A 12,319-nucleotide genomic window follows, 5' to 3' on the forward strand; every position below is an offset into this window, starting at 1 on the left:
ATGCTCGTTCCGCTTATCCTGATAACCCTCGGCTGGATATTCAACTACGCCCACAGGATGGCCGTTTCCCCGCTTCTTCCAATGATAAAGGCCGAGTTCCATCTGAGCAACGCCCAGGCGGGACTTCTCATGACTGCCCTTCTCCTCCCCTACGCGCTCATTCAGGTTCCGGCCGGCTACCTCGGCGACCGCTTCGGGAGGAAGAGGCTCCTCGCGTTGAGCATATTCGGCTACTCAATCTCCTCCGCGATGCTCTTCTTCGCTTCCCAGTACTGGGAAGTTCTGGCCTTCAGAGCACTCTACGGCTTCTTCTCCGGCCTCTACTATGCCCCTGCGACAGCACTGATAGCGGAAACCTACGGAGCGAGGAAGGGTTCCGCCCTCGGCGTCTTCATGCTCGGCCCGCCCGTCGGTTCCGGGATAGTTCCCCTCCTCGTCGTGCCTGTTGCTTTGAACCTCGGCTGGCGCTATGCCTTCCCGATTCTGGCCGTTATGAGCTCGGTCGTTGGAGTCCTGCTCGTTATCTCCCTCAGAACTCTTGAGGAAAGAAGGGGTAAGGCGAGGCTCTCAATCGAGGTCGGCTCGGTGAACTTAGCGATTGCGAACTTCCTCGCCCTGATGGCCTTCTTCGGCGTTCTGACATTCCTCGTCGCCTTCCTGACCTCGACGGGAATGGGTGTTGAAAAGGCTTCTTACCTCTTCTCCCTCCTCTCGCTGGTTGGCATCGCGGGTTCCCTCACCGGCGGGGTTCTCTACGACAGACTCGGAAGAAAGGCCCTTGAGCTCGCCTTCCTTTCAAACGCGCTCCTAATCGTTCTCCTCGTCTTGAAGCCCGGCTTCTTCTCTGCCCTCGTCCTCGGCCTGACCTTCTACTCGGTTGGCCCGATGGTTACGGCTTTCACCGCCGAAACTGCAAGAAAGGACACCCTTGGACCGGTTATGGGCTTCGTTAACATGGTGGGCTTCTTCGGGGCAACTGTCGGGCCCTACTTCACTGGCTGGCTTATAGACAGGCTTGGCTACAGGGAAGCCTTCTTCGCCATAGCGGTTCTCTACGCCCTGGCGTGGGCGGTAATAAAGGGGACGAAGAGGGCAGAAAAGGTCAGCCGTACATGACCTCGTGCATCGCTATTGCCTGGGCGAGCCTCTTCTCAGCTCCAAGAACCTTCTCCACGGCCCTGAGGAAGTCGTCCTGTGTAACGTATTCACGCCTGTCCCTGATGGCGAACATTCCAGCCTCGGTCGCTATGGCCTTCAAGTCAGCTCCGCTCGCGCCCTCGGTGAGTTCCGCTATGATGCGCAGGTCAACGTCCCTCAGGTTCATCTTCCTCGTGTGGACCTTGAGTATCTCGAGCCTTCCACGGAAGTCCGGGAGCGGGACTTCAATCAGCCTGTCGAACCTTCCCGGCCTCAGCAGGGCCGGGTCGAGTATGTCGGGCCTGTTCGTTGCAGCTATGACCTTGACGTTTCCGCGCGGGTCGAAGCCGTCCATCTCCGCTAGGAGCTGCATCAGGGTCCTGTTGACTTCCCTCTCGCCACCGGTCGTCTCGTCCATCCTCTTTGCTCCAATCGCGTCAATCTCGTCGATGAAGATTATCGTTGGGGCCTTCTCCTTGGCGAGCTCGAAGAGCTCGTGGACCAAGCGGGCGCCCTCGCCGATGAACTTCCTGACCAGTTCGCTTCCAACGACGCGAATGAAGGTTGCGTTGACCTCTCTCGCTAGGGCCTTCGCCATGAGGGTCTTTCCACAGCCAGGTGGCCCGTAGAGGAGGACTCCCTTCGGAGGCTCGATTCCAACCTTCTCGAAGAGCTCGGGGTGCTTGAGGGGGAGCTCTATGGCCTCGCGGAGCTCCTGCAACTGCTTGTCGAGACCGCCGATGTCCTTGTAGGTAACGTTGGGCCTCTCTATGACCTCGAAGCCGAGGACGCTCGGGTCCTTCTCCGTTGGAAGGAGCTCGACTATCGCCATCGTCCTCTGGTCCAGGGCGACCCTTGAGCCGGGCTTCAGCTTGTCCCTCTCTATCCACGGGGCGATTCTGACGACGAAGCGCGGTCCGTTGTAGTTCTGAACTATGGCTCTCTCGTCGTCGAGAACTTCTATAACGTTGCCCGCGAAGGCCGGGGGCTGGCGAAGCCTCGACATCTCCATTCTGAGCCTCGAGAGTTCCCTCTCAAGCCTCTCCTTATCGGCCTCGAGCGTCCTCACCTGGAGCTCGAGTTGCCTTATGCGCCTCTTCAAGAAGGTGATGTAATCATCGTAACCTTCGTGAATGTTTGCATCCTCAATGCTCATGCTCTCTCACCTCTCCACTGTGTCATTATCACCGGAGTCCTTTTTAACCTTGTTGGGTCGTCTGTTGTCTCTGCTGGTGTTACTTGATATTCAACATCCATTGCTGACTCTTTAGAGTTGTAACTGAATCGACGTTTGACATGCGAAATTCTTATTAACCTTGAGTTCCAATTCTTCCTGGTTGAAACCGGGGTGGGGTGGAATGAGAATCGAAATCAAGCTGAGACCCGCTGAGGAAGGAACGATACTGCCCTTCAACTACAACTACGAGGTCTACACACAGATTTTAGAGAAGATATACCTCGTTTCTCCAGAGCTGGCCCACGAAGTAGAAACAAGTCACGCGGACCACTTCACGTTCTCCCGTATTATGGTTCGTAAGAGAGAGCTTCTTCCAGAGGCCGGCATTAAGGTTCTCTCGGACGACGTTTCCCTCTACGTCTCGTCCCACTCCGGGGAGCTCATCAAGGCCATCGCCGAGGGCTTCCTCGACGACCCTCTCCTCAAGATTGGGGACGCGACGTTCATAGCGGACAACGTTAAGGTCCTCAAAGAGCCCGAGCTCAAGGACGAGGTTCTGTTCTCCACACTCAGTCCGATAATGGTCAGGACTGTCAAGTTCGTCAACGGAAGAATGAAGATATGGGACCTGTATCCCGGCGACGAGATGTTCTTTGACAAGCTCCGCAAGGTAATGCTGATGCGCTACTCGGCCATTTACGGCCACATGCCGGAGGACAAGGAGTTCAAGCTTGAGGTTCTCAAGTTCAAGCCGGTGAGGATTCTTGTTAGGGACACCTACTTCAGGAGTTCCCTTATGGTGTTTCGCTACACCGGCTCGCGGGAGCTCGCGAAGTTCGGCTACGAGACCGGCTTTGGAGAAAAAACGAGGTATGGCTTTGGAATGGTCAAAGTAATTGACTCAGAGCCCAGGCGAGAAGACCGAGTGTGAACTCTATTCCCCACACGATTGCCACGAGCTTCGGCTCCGTTACCCTGACCCTTCTCATTATTGTTCCCAGGAAGCTTGGATAGGGTGGGGCCTTCAGAGTCCCGTCCGGCATTACCTCCGTTCTCCCGTGCCTTCTCACACCAAAGCGGACGCTCAGGGCCTTTATCGTGAAGTCGAGGAAGTGCGGAATCAGCAGGATGGCGGTATAGACCTCAACCTTGCCGAGGATTCCGACGAGGCCTATCAAAGCTCCGAGGCTGAGCGTCCCAGTGTCGCCGGGGAAGACCCTGGCTGGATACCTGTTCCACCAGAGGAAGCCGAGGGAAGCTCCGAGCCCTATCAACGCGAGCTCTCTTGCCGTTCCGTCCGTCATCAGCGCGAGGAAGCCGAGTGCGATGGCGCTCGTGCCCACCTCAAGTCCGTTGAACCCGGCCAGCATGTTCACGAGGTTCGCCGAGCCTGTGACGAACAGAACCGCGAAAACCGGATATAGGATTCCGAGGTTGAGGTTGTAGCCGAAGATGTCAACGCTCCTCCCCACGTCCAGGAACGCCACCGGAATCGAGACAAGGAGTGAGAGGACTACCTTGTGGGACTGCCTGAGGGCAGTTAGGTCGTCTATGACGCCGACGAGGCCAAAGAGCAGGAAAACTGGGAGGACGTCGGGCTTCACCAGCGCTCCGAGGACTCCAACGGTCAGGACTATAGCAATTCCCCCCATCTCGGGAACTTCCGGCCTTTCCGGCTTGTGGATGTCCCTGCCAACGATTCCCGCTTTCCTCATGAGCTCCCTGACGTATCCAGTGAGGACGAGCGAAAGGATTAAAGCTATAAGCGCGAGGAACGTTATCATCTCTGACACCGGCTTCCCTACGCGGGAGCGAAAATAAACCCTTCGGTGGTAGCATGGACATCAGGGCGGTCCTTTTCGACCTCGATGGAACCCTCGTGGGTGCGGAAAAACCCTTCAGCGAGATAAAGTCAGAGCTCAGGGAGAGGCTAATCTCCCTCGGAATCCCTGAGGAGCTCATAGGCGACCTAACGCCGATGTACGAGGGCCTTATAGAGCTGTCTAAAAAGACGGGTAGGCCCTTCGAGGAGCTCTACTCGATTCTCGTCGAGCTTGAAACCGAGAGAATGAACGAGAGCTTCGTCTTTGAGGGTGCGAGGGAGCTCCTTGACTTTCTCAGGAATCGGGGGATAAAGCTCGCCCTGATGACGAGGAGTTCAAGGAAGGCCACTATGAAGGCCCTCGAGCTTCACGGCCTCAAAGACTACTTCGACATAATCTCGACGCGGGACGACGTTCCTCCGGAGGAGCTGAAGCCAAACTCCGGCCAGCTCGGGAGAATCCTCGACGAACTCAACGTCCCGCCTGAGAAAGCGGTTGTCGTTGGAGACCACGGCTACGACATCATACCCGCCAGGGAGCTCGGCGCGCTCAGCGTTCTCGTCACCGGCCATGACGCGGGCAGGATGAGCTTTCAGGTGGAGGCCAAGCCCAACTTCGAGGTTGAGAACCTCCTTCACCTTAAGGAGCTCTTTGAAAGGCTGTTCTCGAGCTACGTCGTCGTTCCGGCGTACAACGAGGAGAAGACAATCGGCGCGGTCATTGAGGACCTCCTCCGCTACTTCAGGCGGGACGAGATAATCGTCGTGAACGACGGCTCCCGCGACAGGACGGAGGAGATAGCACGTTCCTACGGCGTTCACGTTTTAACGCACCTCGTCAACAGGGGACTCGGCGGTGCCCTCGGAACGGGTTTCGCCTACGCCGTCAGGAGGAACGCAAAGCTAGTCCTGACCTTCGATGCCGACGGTCAGCATCTCCTAAGTGACGCGCTCCGCGTCATGAAGCCGGTCGCTGAAGGAAAGGTGGACTTCGCCGTCGGTTCGAGGCTTAAGGGGGACACGAGCGAGATGCCCTTCGTGAAGAAGTTCGGCAACTTCGTTCTCGACGCGGTGACCGCTGTTTTTGCCCGGAAGTACGTCAGCGACAGCCAGAGCGGGCTGAGGTGCCTCAGCGGGGACTGCGTGAGGAAGATAAGGATAACCTGCGACCGCTACGCCGTGTCGAGCGAGATTATAATTGAGGCCTCCAAGAACGGATGTAGAATCGTCGAGGTTCCGATTAAGGCCGTTTACACTGAGTACTCGATGAGGAAAGGAACCAACGTTTTGGAGGGTGTTAAGATAGCGCTCAACCTTCTCTTCGACAAGCTGAGGTGATGGGAATGTACGTCGTTCAGATGATTACACTTGTAATCGTGCTTGCCCTTATGGTCTATGTCCTCGGTAAGTACAGGAGGGGCGATTTTGAGTGGGGGGACTTTCTGTTTTGGGAAGTTCTTCTTCTGGGTTTGCTCCTAGTTGCCCTGTTTCCCCTTAGAATCGCCCTTGAAATTAAGGATATCCTAGGTCTCGGCAGGGGACTCGATGCCCTCTTCGTCGTGGCGATTGGAGCGGCATACCTGATAATCTTCAAGGTCTACCTCGCGGTGGACAAGACCGAGCGCGAGATAACCGAGCTGACGAGGAAAGTTGCCATAGAACTCGAGGAAATAAACAGAAGGCTGGAGGAGATTGAGAAAAAGCTCAAATGAACTCCCCGAAGAGCTCCTCGAGGAACGCCCTAACGCGTTCCTTCGGCAGTTTGAACTGCCTTATCTTCACTATCCCCTTCTCCTGGGCTTCCTTAAGCAGTATCTCGGTGGCCTCGTTGGGGTACATTTCTTCGTAGACTATCTCCTTGATTCCCGCGTTGATGACGAGCTTGAAGCAGGTGTCGCAGGGGAAGTGCGTGACGTAGAGGGTAGCGCCTTCGAGGCTTATCCCCTTCCGAGCGGCCATCGCTATGACGTTCTGCTCCGCGTGAACCGCCCTGTGGCAGTGGCCGTCAACTATGAGACAGCCCACGTCAATGCAGTGGTCCATTCCCCTCGGTGCGCCGTTGTAGCCGGTGGCGAGTATGTAGCCGTCCTTCACAGCCACTGCTCCGACCCTGAGCCTCGGACAGGTTGCCCTGAGCGAGACGAGCTTCGCTATGAGCATGAAGTACTCGTCCTTTGTTGGCCTGATTCGCCTTATCCTCTCGGCTTTCTCTGGGTCGAGGAAAATCTCAACCGTCATATCACTGCACCTGCTTCATCCTCATCAGGTTGTTCATCTCAAACGTTATCCTAAGGATTCTTTCCTCGTAGCTTGGGTGGGTTTCGGTGAAGAACGCGAAACGCTTTTCCCTCTCTATGCCCGGCTCTATGCTCGGAACCGCGTTGACCTTGACGTTCATCCTGAGGTCTTCGTAGTACTTGAGCTCCTCAAGGGCCCTCTTGAGACTCATGGGTATGGTGAGCAATCTGAGGGCCGTTTCATCTGCCAGGAATTCCCTCTTCTTCATAAAGTCGCTCCTTGCAAGCTCGTACGCTATGTAGAGGACAGTTGCAGCCCCCTTGACCGGGATGCTTCCTGCTATGAGGAGTGCCAGCGTTGTTATCATCATGAGGCACCTTCCGTAGGTTACCATCGGGAACCACTTGGTGTCGCGGTTCTTTATGTGACCCAGCTCGTGTGCGGCGACGGCGATTATCTCATCCTCGTCGAGCACTTCAAAGAGACCCAGGGAGAGGACTATCGTGTTGCCGAAGGAATACGCGTTGGGTATGTAATCATCGAGCAGGTAGACCTTGGGCATTGGGACTTTGGCTTTCTCGGCGAGCTCAGCTATGCCGTCGTAGAGCCAGGGCATTTCCTCCCTCTCGAGGGGAATTAGGTTCTCTCCGAACTTGTGTCTCGTTGCCCAGATGTAGAGTGCACCAAGGAACGCCATTGCGCCGCCGGCCATCGCAACCCCGAGGTCTCCGAGGGCTTCAACGACTAGGAGAACCTCAAGGGCGAGTATCACGTAGAGCATCGCCCATCACTTCTTTATCCTTGACAGGTAGGCGTAGGTTGCCTCCCTGAAGTTCGTCATCAGAGCGTCGAGGATGCTCTGGACGACCTTCTGTTCGAACTCCTCTCTCGTCGTCGTTATTGAGTAGACATACCTCATACCGCCCCTGCCTTTCTCAACACTTCTCTGGAGGAGCCCTTTCTCGCAGAGGCGGTTCATCAGGATGCTTATCGTAGAGCGCCTTATCTCGGGGTGCTTCTCCTTCATGTACTCGTAAACCTGGCCTGCCGTTGCCACTTTTACCTTCCACATGTGCTCCATTATCTCGGCTTCGAGGGGCGGGAGAACGGCTTTGATGCCCTCTTCGGTGAGCTTGAATTCGTGGGGCTCCATGACGTTCACCTAGTTTATTCTTCTCGCGAACTCTAAAAAGCTTTATCCCGGGTTAAGATTTTTAAGTCCCGGCCTGTATTTATCCCGGGGTGGGCCGGTGGCTTAGCCTGGATAGAGCGTCGGCCTCCGGAGCCGAAGGTCGCGGGTTCAAATCCCGCCCGGCCCGCCATAGAAACTTTGCTGGGCAAAGTTTCATCAAAGTTGGTAGCTCCTTCTGGAAAGCTATTTTGAGTGATTTTCTTATTGAATGGCCACTTTGAGAGTGAGAACTTTTCAAATTGCCTCTTGCTTATGGGTTTACATTTAAAATCGACGCCCGAAGGGCGTCAAGAAGAGAGCAAACCCTCTTTTGTAGGTGTTCTTTGGATGTGTTCTCTATTGAGGATGCGCGATTTTGTGAGCAAAATCTGCTCTACTTGAGCCCTCGATCAGGAGCTACTAACTTTTGGTGAAGCTTTTTTCAAAAGCTTCCTGCGCAAGCGCTGGCGGAAGATGAGGTGCCTTTTTAAGAGTGCAGGTTTTGAAGGGGTTTCTATTGGATTTGCTCCTTTTTGTGAGGATTTTCTCTCTTTGAAGGCGTCCGAAGGACGCCGATAGGAATTTGAAACAATCTCAAGGAGTTTTGGTGTTAAACCCTGTATGAACTTGCTCTTCGTTAGTGCACGACTGACTTTTTGCCCTTTGGTGAGAAGGGCGTTCCTTTCGCCAGCCTTTCTCAAAGGCTGTAGGCAAAGTTTCCTTGGTCACGCTTTCTCAAAGGCCGTTGTGAATCTTGCCCGGGGAAAAGCTTATAAATCGGCCGGGCAACGCTCACCAGAGATTTAAAAACCACCTTTCTTGGAGGTGTTCGCAGTGGAGATGAAGTTCGAGATACCCGTATGCACCTCATGCGGAAAGGAGATAACCCCAAGGGAGCACGCCACTCACTTCGTCTGCCCGAACTGTGGCGAGGCGATAATCTGGCGCTGCGAATCCTGCAGGGTCCTCAGCGTTCCCTACAAGTGCCCCAAGTGCGGATGGGAGGGGCCGTGAACTAGGAGGTGAAAAAGATGAGCGACTACAATATGGTTGCGGTTGTTAAGGTCATGCCGACCGACCCCGAGGTCAACCTCGACGAGCTCGAGGCCAAGCTCAAGGAGGCTCTCCCCGAGAAGTTCGGTCTTGCCAAGGTCGAGCGCGAGCCCATAGCGTTCGGTCTCGTCGCCCTCAAGTTCTACGTCCTGGCCAAGGACGAAGAAGGTTACGACCTCGACCAGGTTCTCGAGGCCTTTAGGAACGTCGAGAACGTCGAGAGCGCCGAGGTCGAGACCGTTTCGAGGATTTGAATTCCCTCTATTTCTTATTGAGTAACATTTTTGAGCTCTTTTTGTGATTTGCTCGTTATGAAGATTAGATACGACCCCAAGGCCGATATTCTCTACATTCTCCTCAAGGAGGGTCCGGTAGCGGATACCGATGAGGTAAATGAGGACATCTAGTTCGAGTACGATGAGCAGGGAAACGTAATTGGGATAGAGATTTGGAACGCCGGCGAGAACGTAATTCGGAGGAGTCTCCTTGAGATAGAGCGTTATGCAAAGGGATTGAAAGAAGAGGCAAAAACTTAAAGCCCCAAACTCAGGCTCAGCTTCGGCCTCTTCCACTCGTCGAGTATCGAACGAAGCTCCTCGTTTTCCACCTTCGCGTAAAGCTCGTCGAAGCGCTTCTTTGCTTCCTCGTCCCCAGCGCGCCAGCGCGCCAGCTCTGCTATTGCCCTGAAGAAATGCCTTGTGTCGTCCTCGAAGAGCTCGGCAAAGGTCTCCATGTTCCTCGCTATCGTGTCGTAGGCGTTCTCGTTGAACAGCCCCTCGATGAAGTCAACCAGCGTGTCGAAAACGACGCCGAATATATCGTCGCTCACGTTGATTGCCTTCAGCAGGGCCTCGCGAAGGGCCTTGAAAGCCCTGTCGTAGTCTTCCCTGCCCGCGTGAATCTCGGCCTCGACAAGCTTGGCGTTTATCTCAATCTCGTCGTCGCGCGGGTTCCTTAAGACTTCCTTAATCAGCGCCTCTGCTGTGTCGTAGTCCCCGAGCTCGTAGTGGAAGTGCGCCAGGTCGAGCAGGCTTATGAGCCTGTTCTTCTCGTCGTTTATGCGCTCGAATATTTCTCTCGCACGCTCCATCAGCTCTATGGCCTTCTCCGTTTCGCCGAGCTCGTCGTAGTTCACCGCGAGGTTCGCTAACGTCAGCGCTATCTCCTTGTCGTTCTTCAGGACGTTCTCCTCGTGCTCAAGGAGTTTCTGGTACGTCTCTATCGCCTTCTCCGGCATTCCGAAGTGCTCGTAGGCATCGGCAAGGTAGTAGAGCGCCGTCGCGTACTCCTCGGGGTCGTCCTTCTTCTCAACGACCCGCTTGTAGAGCTTTATCGCGCTCTCGACGTCGTCGAGGTGAGCGTAAACGTGCCCAATCTCGTGGAGCAGGTCGTAGGGGTCGTTGCACTGAACAGCAACTTCTCCAAGCCTCTTGAGCTCTTCCCTGAGCTCCTCCTCGGTCTCTATTGAGTCGATGTAATCGTCAAAGAGCTCGAGCAGTTTCTCGCAGTCCTTCTCGCTCAAAGCTTTCTCCCACTCTTTCTTGATGTCCATTTCACATCACCGCCCTTCGGTTGGCCGAACCCGTTAAAAAGCTATGGTATCCATAAAACCAAAAAAGTTCGGTAAAATTGTCGGGCTAATTTTGGATATTCGACAAGTTACCGTCGCATTCAATCCCTCAACCCGACCGGATTGTCATTTTGTTCGTCGTCTGTTCATTGATTTTTTACTCAGTTCATCGTTTCACCGCACTTCTTCCCGGGTAATGGATATTATGTCCAGGTATCCAAAGGGAAGGGTTATAGGCCGTGGCCACAATTCAAGAACCTGGACAATTTATCCAGGTGGTCGAGATGGAGGCAGTAAAGAAGGACATCATTCAGGAGTACGCGGGCTGGAGCAGTCTGGACGTTCTGGAGAACGCCAACCGATACCCTGGCCCGACGGGTTTCTTCGCCTACGTGATGGAGGAGGCCTTAAAGGAGAGCATCTTACTGGTCCCGAAGGAGGGCAGGGAGGCGCACTTCTCTGGCGATATATACATTCACAAGCTCCCCTACAGCCTCTACATCCCCTACTGCACTGGCCACAGCACCGCGAGGCTCCTCGAAAAGGGTCTCAAGACTCCGACCATAGTCTCAAGACCTGCCAGGCACTTCGACACCTACGTCGACCACATAGCGAACTACCTCATAACGATGCAGCACTACTTCAGCGGTGCCCAGGCTTTGAGCTCGGTCGAGTGGTACGCTGGGCCCTTCATCAGAAAAGAGGGCTTAGACAGGCGTAAAATCAGACAGCAGATTCAAAGGCTGGTTTACAACCTCAACTACCCGAGCAGGGTGGGGATGCAGACTCCATTCACTAACTTCACCGTAACGCTTGACGCTCCCAAAAAGATGCTCGAGGGCGACCACGCGGTTTACGCTGGAGAGAAGGCCGAACCCCTCGGCGAGTATGAGAGGGAAGCCAAAGAGTTCTTCATAGCCCTAACTGAGGTCCTCCGCGAGGGAGACGCGCTCGGCCAGCCCTTCACCTTCCCGATTCCGACGCTGATGGTCACTGCCAAGATGCTCTGGGACGACCCCGAAATATTTGAGGCGGTCTTTGGAACGGCGTCGAAGCGCGGGAGCTTCTACTGGCTGAACACGAACGTCGTTGACCCGGACGCGAGCTACGCGATGTGCTGCAGGATTGCCATCGACAAGACGGAGATGGCCTTTGCCTTCGGCGTCTCCGGGAAGAGCGCCGAGGAGGAAGCGCTGGAGAGGCTTGAGAGGGGGCGCTTTGGCGGACTCTGGGCGATGCCCGACGTCACCGGCTCGGTGAACGTTACGACCGTAAACCTCCCGAGGCTCGCCCTTAAGGCTAGAGGAGACGACGATAAGTTCTGGGAAGAGTATGAGAGGGTTCTCGAAGTCGTGAGGAGAACAACGGACTGGTTCAGGGAGCGCTACGTGAGGCTTATCACCTCCTACCGGCATATGTACAGCATGATTCACCTCTACCTTGAAGAGTTTCCGAGCAGTCACTTCAACACCGTCGGAATCCTCGGCCTTCCGGAGGCGGCCTCGATTTACCTCAACGAGCCGAAGCTCTGGGAAGAGGGAACGAGAAAGGACTGGCTGAAAGCTGCGGAGCTGATGAAGGAGATGGTGGAGTTCGCGACTGCCAAAGCGAGGGAGTGGATGAAGGAAACCGGAACGCCCTGGAACGTGGAAGAGGTTCCCGGTGAGAGCGCCGCGGCGAAGCTCGCCATAAAGGACCTCCGCGAGTTCTCGGAGCTGAAAGAGTACCTCAGCGACCCGGAGAACCCCATTTACTCGACCAGCGTGGCGCCCTACTACGGTTCCCTGGAGCTGGCCGACAGAATACGGATTGAGGAGAAGGTCCAGAGGAGCTTCACAGGTGGGGTGATGATGCACATCTTCCTCGGCGAAGAGCCGGACCCCGAAGCCCTTGCGAAGCTCACTAAGAGGCTCATGAGAACGGAGCTCGTCTACTGGAGCTACACTCCCGCAATAACCGTCTGCAACGCCTGCGGTTACTCAACTACCGGCCTGCACACCCACTGCCCGCGCTGCGGGAGCGAGAACGTCGAGATATGGAGCAGAATAATCGGCTACTACAGACCGCTCAAGAACTGGAACCCCTTCAGGAAGAAGGAGTTCTGGACGAGGAGGCACTACTCTCCCTGATTTCTTTTCTGGGGGTGTTTCT

13 protein-coding genes, 1 tRNA gene and 1 pseudogene are annotated in these 12,319 nt (G+C 55.2%); 9 read left to right on the forward strand and 6 right to left on the reverse strand.

Translation table 11 applies throughout. The features are described 5' to 3' along the window. On the forward strand, nucleotides 1-1,116 hold the full coding sequence (locus E3E30_RS09710) for an MFS transporter (RefSeq protein ID WP_167729433.1): 1,116 nt from the start codon (nucleotides 1-3) through the stop codon (nucleotides 1,114-1,116). On the opposite strand, the gene E3E30_RS09715 is transcribed toward E3E30_RS09710, so the two are convergent. Continuing rightward, a complete protein-coding gene (locus E3E30_RS09715; protein ID WP_042691010.1) occupies nucleotides 1,103-2,293 on the reverse strand; it encodes a proteasome-activating nucleotidase in 1,191 nt (396 codons plus the stop codon). The genes E3E30_RS09710 and E3E30_RS09715 overlap by 14 nt on opposite strands. Before the next feature lie 202 nt (nucleotides 2,294-2,495). On the opposite strand from E3E30_RS09715, the gene cas6 reads away from it, so the two are divergent. Further along, nucleotides 2,496-3,245 carry a CRISPR-associated endoribonuclease Cas6 gene (gene cas6, locus E3E30_RS09720; protein ID WP_042691012.1) on the forward strand — a complete coding sequence of 250 codons (750 nt, stop codon included), beginning with the start codon at nucleotides 2,496-2,498 and terminating at the stop codon, nucleotides 3,243-3,245. Here cas6 and E3E30_RS09725 read toward each other — a convergent pair. Further along, nucleotides 3,202-4,098, reverse strand: coding sequence for a glycosyltransferase 4 family protein (locus E3E30_RS09725; RefSeq protein WP_042691013.1), 897 nt, complete (start codon nucleotides 4,096-4,098; stop codon nucleotides 3,202-3,204). The two genes, cas6 and E3E30_RS09725, sit on opposite strands and share 44 nt — an antisense overlap. A gap of 53 nt (nucleotides 4,099-4,151) precedes the next feature. Here E3E30_RS09725 and E3E30_RS09730 point away from each other — a divergent pair, with 53 nt between their 5' ends. Together E3E30_RS09730 and E3E30_RS09735 are read left to right on the forward strand one after the other, a co-directional pair. Beyond that, nucleotides 4,152-5,474, forward strand: a complete 1,323-nt coding sequence (locus E3E30_RS09730; protein ID WP_167729434.1) for an HAD-IA family hydrolase — start codon at nucleotides 4,152-4,154, stop codon at nucleotides 5,472-5,474. A 5-nt stretch (nucleotides 5,475-5,479) separates the two neighbouring features. Further along, nucleotides 5,480-5,848, forward strand: a complete 369-nt coding sequence (locus E3E30_RS09735; RefSeq protein WP_042691017.1) for a DUF2304 family protein — start codon at nucleotides 5,480-5,482, stop codon at nucleotides 5,846-5,848. Here E3E30_RS09735 and E3E30_RS09740 read toward each other — a convergent pair. The 3 genes from E3E30_RS09740 to E3E30_RS09750 are packed head-to-tail and all read right to left on the reverse strand — an operon-like array spanning nucleotide 5,841 to nucleotide 7,527. Continuing rightward, nucleotides 5,841-6,374, reverse strand: coding sequence for a cytidine/deoxycytidylate deaminase family protein (locus tag E3E30_RS09740; RefSeq protein WP_042691018.1), 534 nt, complete (start codon nucleotides 6,372-6,374; stop codon nucleotides 5,841-5,843). The genes E3E30_RS09735 and E3E30_RS09740 overlap by 8 nt on opposite strands. A gap of 1 nt (nucleotide 6,375) precedes the next feature. Further along, nucleotides 6,376-7,155 (reverse strand): M48 family metalloprotease, encoded by a 780-nt coding sequence (locus E3E30_RS09745; protein WP_042691020.1) that lies wholly within the window; start codon nucleotides 7,153-7,155, stop codon nucleotides 6,376-6,378. 6 nt (nucleotides 7,156-7,161) lie between these two features. Next, nucleotides 7,162-7,527, reverse strand: coding sequence for a BlaI/MecI/CopY family transcriptional regulator (locus tag E3E30_RS09750; RefSeq protein WP_042691021.1), 366 nt, complete (start codon nucleotides 7,525-7,527; stop codon nucleotides 7,162-7,164). A 91-nt stretch (nucleotides 7,528-7,618) separates the two neighbouring features. On the opposite strand from E3E30_RS09750, the gene E3E30_RS09755 reads away from it, so the two are divergent. The 4 genes and pseudogenes from E3E30_RS09755 (at nucleotide 7,619) to E3E30_RS11425 (ending at nucleotide 9,134) form a co-directional block, all read left to right on the forward strand. Next, a tRNA-Arg gene (locus tag E3E30_RS09755) sits at nucleotides 7,619-7,696 on the forward strand. Nucleotides 7,697-8,385: 689 nt separating this feature from the next. Then, entirely contained in the window at nucleotides 8,386-8,559 is a 174-nt protein-coding gene (locus tag E3E30_RS09760; protein ID WP_050003902.1) for a zinc finger domain-containing protein, read from the forward strand. 17 nt (nucleotides 8,560-8,576) lie between these two features. Then, nucleotides 8,577-8,852: an elongation factor 1-beta gene (locus tag E3E30_RS09765; protein ID WP_042691023.1), complete on the forward strand. Its 276-nt coding sequence runs from the start codon at nucleotides 8,577-8,579 to the stop codon at nucleotides 8,850-8,852. A gap of 57 nt (nucleotides 8,853-8,909) precedes the next feature. Further along, nucleotides 8,910-9,134, forward strand: a pseudogene (locus E3E30_RS11425) (DUF2283 domain-containing protein). Here the strand turns inward: E3E30_RS11425 and E3E30_RS09775 are convergent. After that, nucleotides 9,131-10,150, reverse strand: coding sequence for a tetratricopeptide repeat protein (locus E3E30_RS09775; RefSeq protein WP_167729435.1), 1,020 nt, complete (start codon nucleotides 10,148-10,150; stop codon nucleotides 9,131-9,133). The pseudogene E3E30_RS11425 and the gene E3E30_RS09775 overlap by 4 nt on opposite strands. A 302-nt stretch (nucleotides 10,151-10,452) precedes the next feature. Between E3E30_RS09775 and E3E30_RS09780 the strand changes: the two genes are divergently transcribed. After that, on the forward strand, nucleotides 10,453-12,297 hold the full coding sequence (locus tag E3E30_RS09780) for an anaerobic ribonucleoside triphosphate reductase (RefSeq protein WP_167729436.1): 1,845 nt from the start codon (nucleotides 10,453-10,455) through the stop codon (nucleotides 12,295-12,297). The last annotated feature ends 22 nt before the right edge of the window (nucleotides 12,298-12,319 follow it).

This window comes from Thermococcus sp. 9N3, from assembly GCF_012027685.1.
Taxonomy (GTDB): Archaea; Methanobacteriota_B; Thermococci; order Thermococcales; family Thermococcaceae; genus Thermococcus; species Thermococcus nautili.